The organism is Pseudomonas sp. MSSRFD41, from assembly GCF_014230245.1.
GTDB lineage: Bacteria > Pseudomonadota > Gammaproteobacteria > Pseudomonadales > Pseudomonadaceae > Aquipseudomonas > Aquipseudomonas piscis.
Window position 1 is genome coordinate 57,060 of record NZ_JACKZK010000021.1, and the last position, 21,170, is coordinate 78,229.

Sequence of the window (21,170 nt, forward strand, 5' to 3'; positions counted from 1 at the left end):
CGAGCGACAAATTAGGCTGAATGATAATGATTGTCAATTGAGAAAAAGAACTAATGCTCTCCTGATTTACAAATTGCGAACGGGTACTCGCCGACGTTCCCAAGCAGGGTTTGCAGAGCAGGATGCGGACTAATTATTTCAAGACGTCATCCGTTCCCATTGGAGAATGATTCCGGGTAACAGACCCGGCCACGGCGCCTTCCTGCGATCCATGGCCCACTTGTAACTGTCTGATTCATCGATAGTTATCAGGGCATGCCAGGACAGGGGCCGCTCTCCATTGCAAGCACAATCCTGGCAGGAAAACCCATGACGGACGCGTTCGAACTCCCCAGCACCCTGGCCCAAGCCCTTCAACGCCGGGCAGTCCTGGCACCTGACCAAATGGCGTTGCGTTTCCTCGCCGAAGACCAGGAGCAGAACGTGGTCCTCAGTTACCGGGACCTGGACCGGCGGGCGCGCACCATCGCCGCGGCCTTGCAAGCCAATGCCGAGTTCGGCGACCGGGCGGTGCTGCTGTTCCCCAGTGGCCCGGACTACGTCGCGGCGTTCTTCGGCTGTCTGTACGCCGGGGTGATCGCGGTACCGGCCTATCCGCCAGAGTCGGCCCGGCGCCATCACCAGGAACGGTTGATCTCGATCATGGCCGACGCCGAGCCACGGCTGCTGCTGACCAGCGCCGGACTGCGTGAGGCCCTGTTGCAGATGGACGAGCTCAAGGCCGAGGGGGCGCCGCAACTGTTGTGCGTCGATACCCTGGACAGCGCCCTGGCCGAGGGCTGGCAGAGCGTCGAGTTGGCGGACGATGACATCGCCTTCTTGCAATACACCTCCGGTTCCACGGCCTTGCCCAAGGGCGTGCAAGTCAGCCATGGCAACCTGGTGGCCAACGAGATGCTGATCCGCCGCGGCTTCGGCATCGACCTCAATCCGGACGACGTGATCGTCAGCTGGTTGCCGCTGTATCACGACATGGGCCTGATCGGCGGCCTGCTGCAACCGATCTTCAGTGGCGTACCCTGCGTGCTCATGTCACCGGCCTACTTCCTGGCCCGGCCCCTGCGTTGGCTGGAAGCCATCAGCGAATACGGCGGCACCATCAGTGGCGGCCCGGACTTTGCCTACCGCCTGTGCAGCGAGAGGGTCAGTGAGTCGGCCCTGCAGCGCCTCGACCTGAGCGGCTGGCGCGTGGCCTATTCCGGCTCGGAGCCGATCCGCCTGGACACCCTGGAGCGCTTTGCCGAGAAGTTCGGCGCTTGCGGTTTCAGTGCCGATAACTTCCTGGCGTCCTATGGCCTGGCCGAAGCCACTCTGTTCGTCGCCGGTGGCGTGCGTGGCCAGGGCATCCCGGCCTTGCACCTGGATGAGCAGGCCCTGGCGCAGAACCGTGCCGAACCGGGGCAGGGCAGCGCGATGATGAGCTGCGGCTTCAGCCAGCCGGGGCACGCGGTGCTGTTGATGGACCCGCAGCAGCTTCGCGAGCTGCCCGATAACCGCATCGGTGAAGTCTGGGCCGCCGGGCCGAGCATCGCCCATGGTTACTGGCGCAACCCCGAAGCGAGCGCCAAGGCGTTCGTCCAGCACGCCGGCCGCACCTGGTTGCGCACTGGCGACCTGGGCTTCATGCGCGAGGGCCAGCTGTACATCACCGGGCGCCTGAAGGACCTGCTGATCGTGCGCGGGCACAATCTATATCCCCAGGACATCGAGAAGACCATCGAGCGCGAAGTAGAAGTGGTGCGCAAGGGGCGGGTGGCGGCGTTCGCGGTCACCGACCAGGGCCAGGAAGGCATTGGCATCGCCGCGGAAATCAGCCGCAGCGTGCAGAAGATCCTGCCGCCCGAGGCGCTGATCAAGACCATTCGCCAGGCAGTCGCCGAAGCCTGCCAGGAAGCGCCCAGCATGGTGGTGCTGCTCAATCCCGGAGCCTTGCCCAAGACCTCCAGCGGCAAGCTGCAACGCTCGGCCTGCCGTACTCGCCTGGCCGATGGCAGCCTGGACTACTACGCGCTGTTCCCGGATGCCTCGACTCCGAGCCAGGACGCAACCGGCGAAGTGCCGGGCAATGAGTTACAGGCCCTGATCGGGCGCATCTGGCAGGAGCAGTTGCAATGCGCAGCGGTGGCCGCCGACGATCACTTCTTCCTGCTGGGTGGCAACTCCATCGCCGCCACCCAGGTCATGGCCCGCCTGAGCCAGGAGCTGGGCCTGGAACTGGGGCTGCGCCTGTTGTTCGAGGCCCCGACCCTGGCGGCGTTCAGCGCCGAGGTCGCGCGCTTGCAGCAGGACGGTGGCAGGGCCCGGGGTGCGATCAGCGCCCTGTCGCGCCAGCAGCCGTTGCCGCAATCCCTGGCCCAGAACCGCCTGTGGATCACCTGGCAGCTGGACCCCTGCAGCAGCGCCTACAACATTCCCGGTGGCCTGCGCTTGCGTGGCGAACTGGACGAAGACGCCCTGCGTGCCAGCTTCCAGCAACTGCTGCAGCGTCACGAAGCCCTGCGCACGCGTTTCTTCGAGCGAGATGGCCAAGCCCTGCAACAGGTGGATGAGCCCTGCGAGTTCAACCTGCAACTGATCGACATCAGCGACCTGCCGCCGGCCGAACGCGAAGCCCGGGCCCGGCAGATCCGCGAGGATGAGGCCCACACCCAGTTCGACCTGGAGAAGGGGCCCCTGTACTGGGCGACCCTGGTGCGCCTGGATGATGAAGAACATCAACTGTTGCTGACCTTGCACCACATCATTGCCGACGGCTGGTCGCTGAACCTGCTGATCGACGAGTTCTCGCGCCTGTATGCGGCCTTCGCCCAGGGCCAGGCCCTGGAGCTGGCGCCGCTGGCCCTGCAGTACGCCGACTACGGCAGTTGGCAGCGCCACTGGCTGGCCCAGGGCGAAGGCCAGCGCCAGCTGGATTACTGGAAGCAGCAGCTGGCCGATGAAGCCCCTGCCCTGGGCCTGGCCACCGATCATCCGCGCTCGGCCCAGGTCCGACACAGCGCCGCGCGCCACGGCCAGCGCTTGAGCGCGAGCCTCAGCGAGGCCGTGCGCCAGGCGGCCCAGGCCCAGCAGGTGACGCCATTCATGTTACTGCTGGCAGCCTTCCAGACCCTGCTGTACCGCTACACCGGCCAGGGCGATATCCGCGTCGGGGTGCCCAATGCCAACCGCCCGCGCCTGGAAACCCAGGGCCTGCTGGGCTTCTTCATCAACACCCAGGTGTTGCGCGGCCAGTTGCATGGGCGCCAGTCCTTCGCCGAGCTGCTGCAACAGGTTCGCCAGGCAACCCTGGGGGCCCAGGCCAATCAGGACCTGCCGTTCGAACAGCTGCTGGAAGCCTTCCCCGAGGCCCGCGAGCAAGGCCTGTTCCAGGTCATGTTCAACCACCAGCAACGCGACCTCAGTGCCCTGCGGCGCCTGCCCGGGTTGCTGGCCGAAGAGCTGCCGTGGCACAGCCGCGAAGCCAAGTTCGACCTGCAACTGCACACCGAGGAAGATCGCAACGGACGCCTGAGCCTGGCCTTCGACTATGCCGACGAGCTGTTCGAGGCGGCCACCATCGAGCGCCTGGCCGGACACTTCATCAGCCTGCTGGAATATGCCTGCCAGCAACCTGACGCGGCCCTGGGCGACCTGCCGCTCTTGAGCCAGGCAGAGGCCGAGCAGCTGCAACAGTGGAGCGTGGCCCCCTGTAAGCCGGCCGAGTGCTGGCTGCCGGAACGCCTGCATGAACAATGGCAGTTGACCCCGGAACGCACCGCGCTGGTGTGGGAGGGTGGCCAGTTGAGTTTTGCCGAGCTGCACACCCAGGCCAACCGCCTGGCCCACTACCTGCGGGACAAGGGGGTCGGCCCCGACGTGTGCGTGGCCATCGCCGCCGAGCGTTCGCCGCAACTGCTGATTGGCCTGCTGGCCATCGTCAAGGCCGGCGGTGCCTATGTACCCCTGGACCCGGACTACCCGGCCGAGCGCCTGGCCTACATGCTCGGTGACAGCGGCGTCGAGCTGCTGCTGACCCAGACCCACCTGCTCGAGCGCATGCCAACCACCACGGGCGTCAGCGCCATCGCCATGGACAGCCTCAAGCTCGACAACTGGCCGAGCCAGGCCCCGGGCCTGCACCTGCATGGCGACAACCTGGCCTATGTGATCTACACCTCCGGTTCCACCGGCCAACCCAAGGGCGTCGGCAATACCCACGCCGCGCTGATGGAGCGCCTGCAATGGATGCAGGACCGCTACCAGTTGCAGGCTGACGATGTGCTGATGCAAAAAGCCCCGATCAGCTTCGACGTATCGGTATGGGAATGCTTCTGGCCGCTGATCACCGGCTGCCGCTTGTTCATTGCCGCTCCCGGCGAGCATCGCGACCCGCACCGTATCGCTCAGTTGGTGCAGGAGCACGGCGTGACCACGCTGCACTTTGTCCCGCCGCTGTTGCAGCTGTTCGTCGACGAGCCGCTCAGCGCCGGCTGCCATAGCCTGCGTCGGGTGTTCTCCGGTGGCGAAGCCTTGCCCGCCGAGTTGCGCAACCGCTTGCTGGAACAACTGCCGGGCGTGCAACTGCACAACCGCTATGGCCCGACCGAAACCGCGATCAACGTCACCCACTGGCACTGCGCGGTGGCTGATGGCGAGCGTTCGCCCATCGGTCGTCCCTTGGGGAATGTGATCTGCCGTGTGCTGGACGCCGAACTCAACGTGCTGCCGGCTGGAGTGCCCGGTGAGCTGTGCATCAGCGGCCAGGGCCTGGCCCGGGGTTACCTGGGGCGTGCGGCGCTGACTGCCGAACGCTTTGTGGTGGACCCGTTGAGCGAGGAGGGCGCGCGCCTGTACCGCACCGGTGACCGGGTGCGCTGGTGCGCCGATGGCGTACTGGAATACCTCGGTCGCCTCGACCAGCAGGTCAAGCTGCGGGGCTTCCGGGTCGAACCCCAGGAGATCGAAGCGCGCCTGCTCGCCCAGGACGGCGTGGCCCAGGCCGCGGTGCTGGTGCGTAAGACCCAGGCCGGAGCGCAGTTGATCGGCTACTACACGGCCCATGCCGACGATGAAGATGAACAACAGCAGAGCGCGCGCCTGAAAACCGCCCTGGCCGCCGAGCTGCCCGAATACATGGTGCCGGCGCAACTGGTGCGCCTTAAGTCCATGCCCCTGAGCCCCAGTGGCAAGCTGGATCGCCGGGCACTGCCCGAGCCGCAATGGCAGGTGCGCGAGCATGTCGAGCCCGGCACCGAGCTGGAGCAGCAGATCGCGGCGATCTGGCGCGAGGTGCTGGGCCAGCCACGCATCGGCCTGACGGACGATTTCTTCGCCCTGGGCGGCCATTCCTTGCTGGCCACCCAGATCATTTCCCGCACTCGCCAGGCCTGTGATGTGGAGCTGCCCCTGCGCGTGCTGTTCGAAGCCAGCGAGCTGGGGGCCTTTGCCGAACAAGTGCGACTGATCCAGGAGAGCGGGGCGCACAATCAGCAGCCGCCGATCGCCCAGGTCGATCGCAGCCAACCGGTGCCGCTGTCCTATTCCCAGCAGCGCATGTGGTTCCTCTGGCAGATGGAGCCGGACAGCCCGGCCTATAACGTCGGCGGCATGGCACGGCTGAGCGGTGTGCTGGATGTCGGGCGTTTCGAGGCGGCCTTGCAAGCGCTGATCCTGCGCCACGAAACCCTGCGCACCACCTTCCCCAGCGTCGACGGCGTGGCCCGCCAGCAGGTGCATGCCGATACCGGCCTGCGCATGGCCTGGAAGGACTTCTCGGCCCTGGCCCCCGAGGCGCGGCAACAGCGCCTGCAGCAACTGGCGGACAGCGAGGCGCACCAGCCCTTCGACCTGGAAACCGGCCCTTTGCTGCGGGCTTGCCTGGTCAAGGCCGGCGATCAGGAACACTACTTCGTCCTGACCCTGCACCACATCGTGACCGAAGGCTGGGCCATGGACATCTTCGCCCGTGAGCTGGGGGCGCTGTACGAAGCCTTCCTCGACGACCGCGATTCGCCCCTGGAACCGCTGCCGGTGCAGTACCTGGACTACAGCGTGTGGCAACGGCAGTGGCTGGAGTCTGGCGAGCGCCAGCGCCAGCTGGACTACTGGACAAAGCAACTGGGCAGCGAGCATCCATTGCTGGAGCTGCCCAGCGACCGGCCACGGCCGGCGGTGCAGAGCCACCAGGGCGAGCTCTATCGCTTCGATCTTGACGACGCACTGGCGGCCCGGGTCCGGGCCTTCAATGCGGAGCACGGCCTGACCCTGTTCATGACCATGACCGCCGCCCTGTCGGTGCTGCTGTATCGCTACAGCGGCCAGACCGACCTGCGCATCGGCGCGCCAGTGGCCAACCGCATCCGCCCGGAAAGCGAAGGCCTGATCGGGGCCTTCCTCAATACCCAGGTGCTGCGCTGCCAGCTGGATGGACAGATGAGCGTCGGCCAGTTGCTGGAGCAGGTACGCCAGACGGTGATCGATGGCCAGTCCCACCAGGACCTGCCGTTCGACCATCTGGTGGAAGCCCTGCAACCACCGCGCAGCGCCGCCTACAACCCGCTGTTCCAGGTGATGTGCAACGTCCAGCGCTGGGAGTTCCAGCAGAGCCGGCAACTGGCGGGCATGACCGTGGAGTACCTGGTCAACGATGCCCGGGCCACCAAGTTCGACCTCAACCTGGAAGTCACCGACCTGGATCAGCGCCTGGGCTGCTGCCTGACCTACAGCACCGACCTGTTCGACGAGCCGCGCATCGCGCGCATGGCTGCCCACTGGTGCAACCTGCTGGAGGCGTTGCTGGGCGACCCGACGCAGCGTCTGTGCGAACTGCCATTGCTGCAGTCGGACGAGCAGCGCCAACTGCTCGATAGCCTGGGTAGCGAAGCCGGCGAGCAGCGCCTGGACCTATGCATCCAGCAGTTGTTCAGCCAGCAGGTCCGGGCTCGCCAGGAGGCCCCGGCGCTGACCTTCGCCGGCCAGACCCTGAGCTACAGCGAGCTGGACAGCCGCGCCAATCGCCTGGCCTGGATGCTCCGCGAGCGCGGAGTGGGCCCGCAGGTGCGGGTCGGCCTGGCGCTGGAGCGCTCGCTGGAAATGGTGATCGGCCTGCTGGCGATCCTCAAGGCCGGCGGCGCCTATGTGCCGCTGGACCCGGAATACCCCCTGGATCGCCTGCACTACATGATCGAGGACAGCGGCATCGGCCTGCTGCTCAGCGATGCGCGGATGTTCCAGGCCCTCGGCGAACTGCCGGCAGGCGTGGCGTGCTGGTGCCTGGAGGAGGACGGCGCGCTGCTGGCCGACTACCCGGCCAGCGAGCCGCCGTTGGTCAGCCTGCCGCAGCACCAGGCCTACCTGATCTACACCTCCGGTTCCACCGGCCTGCCCAAGGGCGTGGTGGTGTCCCATGGGGAAATCGCCATGCACTGCCAGGCGGTGATCCGTCGATTCGGCATGCGTGCCGACGATTGCGAACTGCACTTCTATTCCATCAACTTCGACGCCGCTACCGAGCGCTTGCTGGTGCCGCTGCTCAGCGGTGCCCAGGTGGTGCTGCGGGCCCAGGGCCAGTGGGACGCCGAGGAAATCTGCCAGCTGATCCGCCAGCATCGGGTCAGCATCCTGGGCTTCACCCCCAGCTATGGCAGCCAGTTGGCCCAGCACCTGGCGACCCAGCAGCAAACCCTGGCGGTACGCATGTGCATCACCGGTGGCGAAGCCCTGACCGGCGAGCACCTGCAACGCATTCGCGCGGCCTTCCAGCCGAGCCTGTTCTTCAACGCCTACGGCCCGACCGAAACCGTGGTCATGCCCCTGGCCAGCCTGGCGCCGGAACAATTGGCCGAAGGCGTGGCCAGCGTGCCCATCGGCCGCATCGTCGGCGCGCGGGTGGCCTATATCCTCGATGCCGACCTGGCTCTGGTGCCCCAAGGCGCGACCGGTGAGTTGTATGTCGGCGGCGCGGGCCTGGCCCAGGGCTACCATCGTCGCCCTGGCCTCAGCGCCGAACGTTTCGTCGCCGACCCGTTCAGCGGCGCCGGCGGCCGCTTGTATCGCACCGGCGACCTGGTGCGCCAGTGCGCCGACGGCCAGGTGGAATACATCGGCCGGGTCGACCATCAGGTGAAGATCCGCGGCTTCCGTATCGAGCTGGGGGAAATCGAATCCCGCTTGCTGGATCATCCTGCAGTCCGCGAAGCGGTGGTGCTGGCGCTGGATGCGCCATCGGGCAAGCAACTGGCGGGTTACCTGGTGACCGAGGTCGCCGGACAGGACGAGGCGGCGCAAGCCGAGTTGCGCGAAGCCCTCAAGCAGCAGTTGAAGACCCAGTTGCCGGACTACATGGTGCCGACTCACCTGATCCTGCTGTCCAGCCTGCCGCTGACCGCCAACGGCAAGCTCGATCGCCGGGCCTTGCCGGTGCCGGACCCGGAGCTCAATCGCCAGCAGTACGTGGCTCCGAGCAACGAGTTGGAGCAGAGCCTGGCGCGGATCTGGTGCGATGTACTGAACGTGCAGCAGGTGGGCCTCAACGACAACTTCTTCGAACTGGGCGGCGATTCGATCCTGTCGATCCAGGTGGTCAGCCGCGCGCGCCAGCTGGGCATCCATTTCACCCCGCGTGACCTGTTCCAGCACCAGACCGTGCAGACCCTGGCGCGGGTGGCCAGCCGCCGCCAGCGCATCAGCGCCGAGCAAGGACTGCTCAGCGGCGAGACGCCGCTGACCCCGATCCAGCATTGGTTCTTCGATAGCCGCATCCCGCAGCCGCAGCACTGGAACCAGGCGCTGCTGCTGGAGCCGGTGGCGCCCCTGGATGCCCAGCGCCTGGAGCAGGCGCTGCTGGCGGTGGTGGAACAACACGACGCCTTGCGCCTGCGCTTCAACCAGAGCAACGAACAATGGCGCGCCGAGTACTTGCCGCTGTCCGATGCGCCGTTGCTGTGGCAGGTACGGGTGCCGTCCATGGCCACTTGCGAAACCTTGTTCGCCGATGCCCAGCGCAGCCTCGACCTGGAGCATGGGCCGCTGCTGCGCGCGGTGCTGGTGGACGGTCCGGAGGGTGAGCAGCGGCTGCTGCTGGCCATCCACCACCTGGTGGTGGACGGCGTGTCCTGGCGGGTACTGCTGGAGGATCTGCAGAACGTCTATCGCCAGCTGGAGGCGGGCCAGGCCGTGCAGTTGCCGGCCAAGACCAGCGCCCTGCGCGACTGGTCGAGCCGCTTGCAGGCCTACGCCGGCAGTGAGTCGCTGCGCGAGGAACTGGCCTGGTGGCAACAGCAATTGGCCGGCCCGGCGGCGCAATTGCCAGGGTTGCAGCCGGACGGTGGCCAGCAACACCAGCATGCCCGCAGCCACAGCGTGACCCTGGATGCCGAGAGCACCCGTCAACTGCTGCAACAGGCCCCGGCGGCCTATCGCACCCAGGTCAACGACCTGCTGCTCACCGCCCTGGCCCGGGTGCTGTGCCGCTGGAGCGGGCAGCCTTCGGCACTGGTGCAACTGGAAGGGCACGGTCGCGAGGCGTTGTTCGACGAGATCGACCTGACCCGCACCGTGGGCTGGTTCACCAGCGCCTATCCGCTGCGCCTGACGCCGTTGCAGGTGGAAGAAGCCGCCGGGCAGGGCGCCTCGATCAAGGCGATCAAGGAGCAATTGCGCGGCGTGCCGCACAAGGGCCTGGGCTATGGCGTGCTGCGCTACCTGGCCGATGACGCTTGCCGTAGTGCCCTGGCGGCGCTGCCGCTGGCGCCGGTGACCTTCAACTACCTGGGGCAGTTCGACCAGAGCTTCGGTCGCGATGCGCTGCTGCGGCCGCTGGACGAGTCAGTCGGCCCGGCCCATGCCCTGGAGGCACCGCTGCCCAACGAGCTGAGCATCGACAGCCAGGTCTACGGCGGTGAACTGGTGCTGCGCTGGACCTACAGCGTCGAGCGCTTCGAGCCCGAGCTGATCGCCGAGCTGGCGGCGGCCTACCTGGGTGAGCTGCAAAGCCTGATCGCCCATTGCCTGAAGGACGATGCCGGTGGCTTGACGCCGTCGGACTTCCCCCTGGCGCGCCTGACCCAGGCCCAGCTCGATGCCCTGCCAGTACCGGCGGCGCAGATCGAGGATGTCTATCCGCTGACGCCGATGCAGGAAGGCATGTTGCTGCACACCCTGCTGGAACCGGGTACCGGCCTCTACTACATGCAGGACCGCTACCGCATCAACAGCGAACTGGACCCCGAGCGCTTTGCCCAGGCCTGGCAGGCCGTGGTGGCCCGGCATGAAGCCCTGCGCGCCTCGTTCTGCTGGAACGTGGGCGAGGACATGCTGCAGGTTATCCACAAGCCGGGCAGCACGCCCATCGAGTACCTGGACTGGAGCGATGTGCCGGAGGCCGAGCAGGAAGCCAGGCTGCAAGCCCTGCACAAGGCCGAGCGCGAGGCCGGTTTCGATCTGCTCAACCAGGCGCCGTTCCACCTGCGGCTGATCCGTGTCGGCGCCGCGCGCTACTGGTTCATGATGAGCAACCACCACATCCTCATCGATGCCTGGTGCCGTTCGTTGCTGATGAACGACTTCTTCGAGATCTACACCGCCCTGGGCGAAGGCCGCGAGGCGCAGTTGGCAGTACCGCCGCGCTACCGCGACTACATCGGCTGGCTGCAACACCAGAGCCTGGCCGAGGCGCGCCAGTGGTGGCGGCAGAATCTCGCGGGCTTCGAACGCACCACGCCGATCCCCAGCGACCGGCCGTTCCTGCGCGAGCATGCCGGCGACAGCGGCGGCATGATCGTCGGCGACTGCTACACCCGGCTCGATCCACGGGACGGTGCGCAATTGCGCGAGCTGGCGCAGCAGCACCAGTTGACCGTCAACACCTTCGCCCAGGCGGCCTGGGCCCTGGTGCTGCGGCGCATGAGCGGCGACCGCGACGTGCTGTTCGGGGTCACCGTGGCCGGGCGGCCGGTGGACATGCCGCAGATGCAGCGCACCGTCGGCCTGTTCATCAACAGCATCGCCCTGCGGGTCAAGTTGCCCGAGGATGGCCAGCGCTGCAGCGTGCGCCAATGGCTGGGCCAGTTGCTGGACAGCAACATGCAGCTGCGCGAGTACGAGTACCTGCCGCTGGTGGCGATCCAGGAAACCAGCGAGCTGCCCAAGGGCCAGCCGCTGTTCGACAGCCTGTTCGTGTTCGAGAACGCCCCGGTGGAGGTCTCGGTACTGGACCGGGCCCAGAGCCTGAACGCCAGTTCGGACTCCGGCCGCACCCACACCAACTTCCCGATCACGGCCGTCTGCTACCCGGGGGACGACCTGGGGCTGCACCTGTCCTATGACCAGCGCTACTTCGAGCAGGCGACCATCGAGCGCATGCTGGGCGAGTTCAAGCGCCTGCTGCTGGCGCTGATGCAGGGCTTTAATGGCGACATGGCCGAGCTGCCGTTGCTGGGCGAGGAGGAGCGTGATTTCCTGCTGGACGGTTGCAACCAGAGCCAGCACCAGTACCCGCTGGAGCGCAGCTACGTGGAGTTGTTCGAGGCCCAGGTGGCGGCGCATCCGCAGCGTATCGCCGCCAGTTGCCTGGAGCAGAGCCATAGCTACGCCGAATTGAACCTGCGCAGCAACCGCCTGGGCCATGCCCTGGTGACCCAGGGCGTGGGCTTCGACCAGCCGGTGGCCCTGCTGGCCGAGCGTGGCCTGGAGCTGTTGGGCATGATCATCGGCAGCTTCAAGGCCGGGGCCGGCTACCTGCCCCTGGACCCGGGCCTGCCGGGCCAGCGCCTGGGCCGCATCATCGAACTCAGTCGTACGCCGATCCTGGTCTGTACCCGGGCTTGCCGTGAACAGGCCCAGGCCCTGCTGGACGAGTTCGGCTGCGCCGCTCGTCCGCGCTTGCTGGTCTGGGAAGACGTCCAGGCCGGGGCTGGGCGCGAGGACAATCCCGGACGCTACAGCCGTGCGGACAACCTCGCCTACGTGATCTACACCTCCGGTTCCACCGGCCTGCCCAAGGGCGTGATGGTGGAGCAACGCGGCATGCTCAACAACCAGTTGAGCAAGGTGCCGTACCTGCAACTGAGCGAGGCCGATGTGATCGCCCAGACCGCCTCCCAGAGCTTCGATATCTCGGTCTGGCAGTTCCTGGCCGCGCCGCTGTTCGGCGCTCGGGTCGACATCGTGCCCAATACCATCGCCCATGATCCCCAGGGGCTCCTGGCCCACGTCCAGGAGCAGGGCATCACCGTGCTGGAGAGTGTGCCGTCGCTGATCCAGGGCATGCTGGCCCAGGACGCCATCGCCCTGGACGGCCTGCGCTGGATGCTGCCCACCGGCGAGGCCATGCCACCGGAGCTGGCGCACCAGTGGCTGCTGCGTTATCCACGGATCGGCCTGGTCAACGCCTACGGTCCGGCGGAGTGCTCCGATGACGTGGCCTTCTTCCGCGTGGACCTGGCCTCGACCCGGGGCAGCTACCTGCCCATCGGCACGCCCACTGACAACAACCTGTTGTACCTGATGGACGAAGCCTTGGAGCTGGTGCCCCTGGGCGCGGTGGGCGAGCTGTGCGTGGCCGGTACCGGTGTCGGCCGTGGCTACGTCAGCGACCCGTTGCGTACCGCGCTTGCCTTCGTGCCCCATCCGTTCGGTGCGGCGGGCGAACGCCTGTACCGCACCGGCGACCTGGCACGCCGGCGCAGCGACGGCGTGCTGGAATACGTCGGCCGCATCGACCATCAGGTGAAGATCCGTGGCTACCGCATCGAACTGGGCGAGATCGAAGCGCGCCTGCACGAACAGCCGGAGCTGCGCGATGCCGCGGTCGGGGTGCAGGAGGGCGTCAATGGCAAGCATCTGGTGGGCTACCTGGTGGCCAGTGACTCAAGCCTGAGCCCGAGCGAATGCCTGGAGCGGATCAAGCCGCGCCTGCGCGCCGAACTGCCGGAGTACATGGTGCCGCTGCACTGGCTGTGGTTGGAGCGCTTGCCGCTCAACGCCAACGGCAAGCTCGATCGCAAGGCCTTGCCGGCCCTGGAAATCGGCCAGTTGCAGAGCCAGGACTATCAAGCCCCGGGCAGCGAACTGGAACAGACCCTGGCCGATATCTGGGCCGAGGTGCTCAAGGTCGAACGGGTGGGCGTGCGCGACAACTTCTTCGAGTTGGGCGGGCATTCCCTGCTGGCCACGCAGATCGCCTCGCGGGTGCAGAAAACCCTGCAACGCAACGTGCCGCTGCGGGCGATGTTCGAATGCAGCACGGTGCAGGAGCTGGCCGCGTACATCGACGGACTGGGGGCCAATGAAATCAGCGAGGAGAAGGTCGATCGCCTGAGCGACCTGATGGCTGAGCTGGAGGGCTTGTGACCCAAGGGTGACGGGGCCTTGTTCGCTGGCCAATCAGGTTCTGTTGGTCTATAGCCCCTCAAGCCCTCTGTTATGATCGCGCCCGGCCCAGGTCCCGCACCTGTGCCGGGCGTTTTCATTCAAGGACCGGAACCATGGCAGAGCAGCTTTACTGGCACGATATCGAAGACACCCTGGGCCACTGGAGCGGCCTGGGCGTCGAGATCGAACCCGGCGCCACGGACAAGCCGCCGCTGTACCTGCGCACCGGCGAGAATGCCCGCTTCAAGCTGATGCACCACGACACACCGTTGTTCTGGGCCACCATTGCCTGGGACCATGGCGGTGTCTGGCTGGTGCGCAAGCCGCTGGCCGAGGGCGCTGAATGCCGGTTGCTCGCCCCCATCGACTCACCCACCGTCGAACAGCACGCAGCGTTGGCGCCCGAGCGGCGGATCAAGGCCTGGAGCCGCTATTTCGTCAGCCGTCTGGGCGCCAGTGCCCGGCACTTCCTCACCCCCGGCTACTGGCTGGCCCAGGGCCTGGTAGCGGAACCGTCCAGTACCGGCAACGGCCTGGACAAATGGCGCTTCACCTCGAGGGTCGACCCGTTGACCCACGTGCCCAGCTGGTTCCTGTATGGCGAGGACTTTCTCGACAACCTGCAACCCCAGACCCTGGAGTGGATCGACTGGTGGCACGGCGGCGGCAAGCTCATCGGCCTGCATCGCGTCGATCCACAGGCGGGGCGGCTCAAGTGGTGGCGCAAGAAGGCCCGGGAGGGCAGCCTGCCGCCGGTGCTGCTGTGGTACGTCGGCGGACTGGCGTCCTACCTGGTGATCGATGGGCACTACCGTTTGCAGGCCGCCATCGCGGAAAATCTCGCGCCGTCCTTCATCGTCCTCAGCGCTACCCGCACGCGCGATTTCACGCCGAGCCTCGAGCATCGGCAACGGGTCATGGATTCGTTGCGCAAGCGTGGCGACGCGGTGCCGCGCAACCAGGCATTGAGTACCGAGCACCTCAACCGGGTGCTGATCCAGGCTTTCGACGATCGGCCGCACTACGTCAGCGCGACCCAAGCCTGGACCGGCAATGAACCCCAGGAACAGTGGTGCGATGAGGTGCGCCAGTGCCTGATCGAGCAGGGGCTTGAAAGCGAGGTGGACGCAGTGATTGCCCGGCGTGGCTGACGGGGCCTCTGTTATAGTCGCGCCCGCGCGCCACAGGGCAGGGGATTAGGGACGATGGTGGAACAGGCTTTCTGGCGGGATATCGAGGATCTGGCTGGCAACTGGAGCGGCCTCGGGCTGGATGTCAGGCATCCGGCCAACGGCAAGCCAAACCTGTGCCTGCTCAGTGGCGATAACCGGCGCATGCAGTTGGTCGTCGGAGACCAGACGCTACTCTGGGCCACCATGTCGCGCTGTCTCTACGGGGTGTGGCTGGTACGCAACCAGTTGCTTGGGCAACTGCCGCAAGCACTGGTCGAGCCCATCGATTCGCTCCAGGTGGAACAACACTCGCGTCTCGCCCCGTCCCTGCAGCTCAAGGCCTGGAGTCGGTTTTTCGTCCAGCAGTTGCTGCGACATCAAGCGGATTTTCTCTACCCCGGCTATTGGTTGGTGCGGGCCCTGCAGCCTGCTGCCCACCCCTGTGGGCGATCACTGCCCAGCGGTATCGACCAGTGGTACTTCAAAGGCGGCGAAGATGCCCTGAGCCATATGCCGCAGTGGACCATCGACGGCCGCAACATTCTCGACAACCAACGGCCTGGCCCGGCGCGTTGGGTCGATCTTTGGGAAGGGGGTGGCGCGGTGGTTGGCCTGCATGGCGTCGATCCGCTGGCCGGGCGCCTGAAGTGGTGGCGCAAGAAAGCCCGTGAAGGCAGCTTGCCGCCGATCCTGTTGTGGTATGTCAGCGGGCTGAACAGCTACCTGGTTCTTGACGGGCATGACCGTTTGCAGGCCGCCATCGATGAGAACCTGCCGCCGCGGTTCCTGGTGCTCAGCTCGCCACGGGTGACGGCCTACGCGCCGAACCCGCAGGAGCAGCAGAAGGTACTGGGGGCGCTGCAGGTGCAGATCCAGCGCAAGAACCTGGAGGCCGAGCGCTTGAACCAGCTGCTGATCAGCACCTTCGACGACCGGCCGTATCATGGCTTCGGCAGTCAGTCGTGGGTGGGGATCGCTTCGGAGCAAGTGTGGATCGATCAGGTGAGCGGTGTTCTTGAGGAAGGTGGGGAGGCTGGCGAGCTGGACGCTATCCTGGCTCGCGAAGCCCCCGAGCATGATTGATCCCTCTCGCCGTTGCCGAGGCCCGCAGGTGCTGGGTGTTCTGGCTGATTACTTGGGGCCGAGGATCTGCGGCAGCTTGCCCGGGGCCGGGGCGCCTTGCTGTTGTTGCAGCTCGCCCTTGTCATCGAGGTAGAAGATCGCCGGGGTAGCCGACAGTTCCAGTTCCTCCATGAGCTTCATGTTGGCGTCGAGCTTGGCCTGGATCGCTTTGGGGATGCTTTGCAGGGGTTTCAGGTTGCTGCCCTTGCCGGCCTTCTCGTGATCCTGCAGGGCCTGGCTCGGATCCTTGGCGGCCAGCAGGGCGGCGGATTTGCCCGGGCTGTCCTCGCGGATGATGCCGACCATGATGTGCCGCAGTTGCACCTTGCCGGCCTTGACCCAGGGCCGGGCTTGTTCCCAGAACATGTTGCAGTAGGGGCAGTTGGGGTCGCTGAACAGGTAGACGATACGTGGCGCATCGGCCTTGCCGTCGGCGATCCAGTCGCTTTTCTCCAGGTTGCCCCAGACTTCCTTGGCCATCGGTGCATAGACCAGTTTCTGCAGCGGTTCGGCGCTGAGGTCCTTGCCGTCGGCGTCGTACAGGTTGCCCAGCAGCACGTGCTGGCCATCGGCGGTCAGGTACAGGGTCATGCCGCGGTTCTGGTACTGCGCGGCATAACCCTTGAGGCCAGCCGGAGCGTCGAAGCTGCCGATGATCTTGGCGCCCTTGGCTTCGATCTTGCGGATCGGCGCGGGCAGTTCCTCGGCCTGCAGCAGCGGGACATTGAGCAGTGCCGCGCCCAGGGACAGGCTCAGCAGGTGGCGGATGAAGGGCATGGGGGTTTCCTTGAGGGGGCGACCGGAGTCGGATGGATGCCGTCGAAGTTCTCCAGGGCGCGGGCCAGGCTGGCTTCCGAGAGTTCCCCGAGGTGGCTGCCCAGCAGGCGGCCGTCGGCGCTGTAGAACAGGGTGGTGGGCAGGGCCATGGAACCCACGGCCTTGCCCAGGCGGCCACTGCCGTCGAACAGTACGTTATCCAGGTTCAGCTCCTGGGTAGCCAGGAAGGTCGCGACGCTCTGCATGCTCTCGGCCTGGTTGACGAACAGGAAGGTCAGGTCCGGGCGCTGTTGCTGGGCTTTTTCCAGCACCGGCATTTCCCGCCGACAGGGTGGGCACCAGGTGGCCCAGAGGTTGATCACCAGCGGCCCGCCCTGGTAGTCGGTGAGCTGCACGGTGTCGCCGTTGGCGTTGCGCAGGGCCACTTCCGGCAGGCGCGTACCCTGGTCGTAGAGGCTCAGGGACAGGGTCGCCAGCAGCCAGAACGCCAGGCCGGTAGCGATCCCGGCACCCAGCGGGCGGCGCAGGGCCGGGCGTTTCCAGCCCCAGGCCAGGGCTGCCAGGAGCATGACCAGCACCCCGGGCCAGGCGAGGAAGCCGCCGTCGCGCAGGTCGATGACCATCCACAAGTCGTGCCGGTAGTGCCTCCAGTAAGCGATGACGAAACTGACCCGGGCGGCGAGCATGCCGATCAGGAACAGCGAGAACAGCACCGACTCCGGGTTGTCGCCGCCGCGCTTGGCCACGCGCCAGCCCACCAGCGTGGCCAGGGCCAGGGCACTGATCAGCAGCAGGTGGTTGAGGGCGATGGCGAAGGTGCCGATGGTAAAGGTCAGCATCAGCGGGCTTCCAGGGTCTGGGTCCAGCGTTGCAGGAAGGTCGCGGCATCCACTTCGCCGGTGATGCGCTGGCTGCGGCGTTCGCTGCCATCCGGGCCGATCCACAGCATGCTGGGCGGTCCCGGTACCTTGTAGCGGCCGAGCAGTTCGCGGCCGTCGGCATTATCCAGGGTCACGTCCAGGCGCAGCAGGCGCACGTCCTTCAGGGCCTCGAGGACCTGGGGCTGGCCGAATACGGTCTTCTCCATGATCTTGCACGACACGCACCAGTCGGCGTAGTAGTCCAGCAGCACCCACTGGCCCCGGGCCTGGGCGCTGTCCAGGGCGCCTTGCAGCTCGGCGGGAGTCTTGACCGTGGTGAAGGCGTCGTGGGCACTGGCGTTGCTGGCGGGGGCGCCGCCGCTATAGACCTTCAGCGGGTGCAGCAGGTCGTCGCTGCCGCCAGCGGCGCCCACCAGCAGCACGCTGCCCCAGATGCCGAACAGCAACGCACCGGCACCGAACAGGTGCAGCAGGCGCCCGGCGATCGCCCGTTGCTGCCAGGCGCAGTAGGCCAGGACCAGGGCCAGGGCACCCCACAGGCCGATCCACAGGCTGGCGCTCAGTACCGGACGCAGCATGTAGATGGCGGTGCCGAGGAAAAGGATGCCGAACACGCCCTTGAGCAGGTTCATCCAAGGGCCGGGTTTGGGCAGGAAGCGGTTGCCCAGGGTCACCAGCAGCAACAACGGCAGGCCGATGCCCAGGCCCAGGGCGAACAGCGCCAGGCCGCCAAACAGGGCATTGCCGGTCTGGGCGATATACAGCAGGCCGCCGGCCAGGGGCGCGGTCATGCACGGGCCGACCAGTAGCGCGGACAGGGCGCCGAGGACCCCGCAGCCGATCAGGCTGCCGCCCTGGCGCTGGCGGCTGGCACCCTCCAGGCGATCACGCAGGAACGCCGGCATCTGCAACTCGAAGAAGCCGAACATCGGCAAGGCCAGCAGCACGAACAAAGCGGCGAAGCTGCCCAGGACCCAGGGTTGCTGCAGCCAGGCTTGCAGGTTGCTGCCCAGCAGGGCGGCGATCACGCCCATGCCGGCGTAAACCAGGGCCATGCACAGCACATAGCTGGAAGCCAGGGCCAGGCCCCGGCGCGGGCTGGCGCCGCTGCCCACCACCATGCCGGCGAGGATCGGCAGCATCGGCAGCGAGCAGGGCGCGAAGGCCAGCAGCAGGCCGAAGCCGAAGAACGCCAGCAGGCCCAGGCCCCAGGATTTCTGTTGCAAGTCGTTGGCCAGCAACTGGTCCTGGGCCGCCGCGGTGCCGCTCTGGGCGCTAGCGTTGGCCACCACGACCGGGGCTGCGCCCAGGTCCACTTCCAGGGTTTGCGGTGGGTAGCACAGGCCGGCGTCGGCGCAGCCTTGCCAGCCCAGCTTGACCTTGCCCGTGGCGGTGGCCGGGAGCTTCACCTCCAGGCCCTGGCGGTACACGGTCTGGTCGCCGAAGAATTCGTCGCTATGGGCTTCGCCCGCCGGCAGGCTCGGCTGCTGCTCGGGCGGCAGGCCGTCGAACTTCAGGCGTTTCTGGTACAGGTAGTAGCCGTCGGCGATCTGCCAGAACAGCTGGGTCTCGCCCGAGGGCAGGCGCTCGGAGCTGAATACGAACGCCTGGCCCACCGGCAGGAAGTCGGGCTTGACCTCGAACGGATTGTTGCCGGCTTGCGCCAGGGTGGTGAACAGCATGAACAACAGGATGAACAATCGACGCATGGTCAAGCCTTAAACCGGTGCAAGTTGCGAGCACAATGGCCGGCCCTGATTAACCGATGATTAAACCGCGCCTTGTGGCCCGGAGCGGGCGGGCATAATGTCCGCTTAATCCGCTGCTTGCTTAATCAACGCCTTTGTACAGGACCGACCATGCACGTACTTGTCTGTGAAGATGATGAGCTGATCGCCAGCGGGATCGTCGCCGGCCTCTCGGCCCAGGGCCTGACGGTCGAGCATGTGGCCACCGCTTCGGCGGCGCGGGCCATGCTCGGCGTGGCCGATTTCGACGTGATAGTACTGGATCTTGGCTTGCCGGATGAAGATGGCCTGAAACTGCTCAAGCAACAGCGCCAACAGGGCCTGGAGATCCCGGTGCTGATCCTCACCGCCCGGGACGCGGTGACCGACCGGGTCGACGGCCTGCAGGCCGGGGCCGACGACTACCTGCTCAAGCCTTTCGACCTGCGCGAACTGGCGGCGCGCCTGCACACTCTGTTGCGCCGGGCGGCGGGACGCAGCGTCAACCTGATCGAGCACGGACGCCTGACCTACGACCCCAGCACCCGCGAAACCCTGCTCGGCGGGCAGCCGGTGGACCTGTCCCGGCGCGAGCAATCGCTACTCCAGGCCCTGCTGCACAACCGCGGCCGGGTGCTGTCCAGCGAGCAGCTCAAGGACAGTGTCTATGGCTTCAACGATGAGCTGGAGAGCAACGCTCTGAACGTGCACATCCATCACCTGCGGCGCAAGCTCGGCAATGGCATCGTCGAGACCGTGCGGGGCCTGGGCTATCGCCTGGGGCCGGCGGATGGCGAGGAGAGTCGCTAAGTGAGGAGCCTGCGCCTGCGCCTGAGCATCACCCTGGGCGCTGCCTTCATCCTGATCTGGACCCTGGCCGCGGCCTGGATGCTCAGCGATTTGCGCAACCAGATGATGTTCTCCCTGGACCAGCGCCTAGTGGCTTCGGCACGGATGGTCGCGGGCCTCTTGGAGCAGATGCCGGCATTGCCGTCCCATGGCCCGCACGATCACATCGACAGTGCCGCCCTGAGCATCCCCGGCGGCATGGCGTGCCAGGTCAGCTCCTTGCGCGGACAGATCCTGGCCCGCAGCCACAGCACCCCCGATCACACGCTGGAAGCCGAGAAGCTGGGGTTCCACGACCAGATGATCGACGACGCGCCCTGGCGCACCTTCACCCTGGTGCGTGGCGACCTGCGCATCACCACCGCCGACCGCCAGGTGGAGCGCGAGGCCCTGAACTTGTCGATCCTGTTGGCGGCTTCGGTGCCGGTGGGGGTGGCCCTGCTGGGGTGCCTGTGGCTGTTGTGGCTGGGCATCGGCCAGAGCCTGGCGCCGCTGAACCGCATCCGTGATGCTCTGATGCGGCGTAGCGCCGACTCCCTGGAGCCGCTGCAGATCCAGCCCATGCCCAGCGAGTTGCGCCCGCTGCTGGAAACCCAGAACCAGCTGTTCCAGCGCATTGCCCGGACCATCGAGCGCGAGCGGCGGCTGACCGGCGATGCCGCCCATGAACTGCGCAGCCCGCTGACGGCGATCAAGACCCACCTGCAAGTGGCGCGAATGACCGAGGGCGCGGCCCACGACCAGGCTCTGGCCCGGGCCGAGGAGGGCGCCGATCGCCTGCATCGGACCCTGGAGCAGCTGTTGTTGCTGGCTCGCGTGGAGGGCAGCCTGTCGTTCGATGACGGTGTGCAGTGCACGGCGGAGCAGGTGGCGCGCCTGGCGATCCAGGACGCGGTCGTCGGCGCTCGCCAGCGGGTCCAGTTGAATCTGGAGCCGACCGCGGCTGGCGCTGCGGTGGATATGCCCTCGACCCTGGCCATCGCCGCCTTGCGCAACCTGCTGGACAATGCCCTGCGCCATACGCCCGAAGCATGTCCGGTGGAGCTGAACCTGGAGCTGGTCGCTGGCCGTGTGCGTTTCCAGGTGCGGGACCACGGCCCGGGGATTCCCGAGGCAGACCTGCAACACCTGACCCAACGCTTCTGGCGTGATAGCCAAAGCAGTGGTTGCGGCCTGGGGCTGGCGATCGTCCAGGCCATCGTCCAGCGCTGTGGCTGCGAGCTGCATTTCGACAGCCGGCCCGATGGCCTGCGGGTGGAACTGACCCTGCCTGCCCGGCGCGCTTGAGCCTT

At 66.7% G+C, this 21,170-nt stretch carries 8 protein-coding genes; 5 read left to right on the top strand and 3 right to left on the bottom strand.

Annotation, left to right across the window (positions count from 1 at the left end):
* The first annotated feature begins 309 nt into the window (after window positions 1-309).
* The 3 genes from H7A76_RS25160 (at window position 310) to H7A76_RS25170 (ending at window position 15,605) form a co-directional block, all read left to right on the top strand.
* Entirely contained in the window at window positions 310-13,329 is a 13,020-nt protein-coding gene (locus tag H7A76_RS25160; protein WP_185701010.1) for a non-ribosomal peptide synthetase, read from the top strand.
* A gap of 134 nt (window positions 13,330-13,463) precedes the next feature.
* A complete protein-coding gene (locus H7A76_RS25165; protein WP_185701011.1) occupies window positions 13,464-14,501 on the top strand; it encodes a hypothetical protein in 1,038 nt (345 codons plus the stop codon).
* Between the two features lie 54 nt (window positions 14,502-14,555).
* Window positions 14,556-15,605, top strand: coding sequence for a hypothetical protein (locus H7A76_RS25170; protein WP_185701012.1), 1,050 nt, complete (start codon window positions 14,556-14,558; stop codon window positions 15,603-15,605).
* A gap of 48 nt (window positions 15,606-15,653) precedes the next feature.
* Here H7A76_RS25170 and dsbG read toward each other — a convergent pair whose 3' ends face one another.
* From dsbG to dsbD, 3 genes are read right to left on the bottom strand one after another with little or no spacing between them, the layout of a single operon-like run.
* Entirely contained in the window at window positions 15,654-16,421 is a 768-nt protein-coding gene (dsbG, locus tag H7A76_RS25175; protein ID WP_185701013.1) for a thiol:disulfide interchange protein DsbG, read from the bottom strand.
* Window positions 16,397-17,260, bottom strand: coding sequence for a TlpA disulfide reductase family protein (locus H7A76_RS25180; protein ID WP_185701014.1), 864 nt, complete (start codon window positions 17,258-17,260; stop codon window positions 16,397-16,399). The genes dsbG and H7A76_RS25180 overlap by 25 nt, the downstream gene beginning before the upstream one ends.
* Entirely contained in the window at window positions 17,260-19,011 is a 1,752-nt protein-coding gene (dsbD, locus tag H7A76_RS25185; protein WP_185701015.1) for a protein-disulfide reductase DsbD, read from the bottom strand. Before dsbD ends, H7A76_RS25180 begins: the two co-directional genes overlap by 1 nt.
* A 150-nt stretch (window positions 19,012-19,161) precedes the next feature.
* Here dsbD and H7A76_RS25190 point away from each other — a divergent pair, with 150 nt between their 5' ends.
* Together H7A76_RS25190 and H7A76_RS25195 are read left to right on the top strand one after the other, a co-directional pair.
* Window positions 19,162-19,839, top strand: a complete 678-nt coding sequence (locus H7A76_RS25190; RefSeq protein WP_185701016.1) for a response regulator — start codon at window positions 19,162-19,164, stop codon at window positions 19,837-19,839.
* A complete protein-coding gene (locus H7A76_RS25195) occupies window positions 19,840-21,165 on the top strand; it encodes an ATP-binding protein (RefSeq protein ID WP_185701017.1) in 1,326 nt (441 codons plus the stop codon). It abuts the gene before it with no gap.
* Window positions 21,166-21,170: the final 5 nt, after the last annotated feature.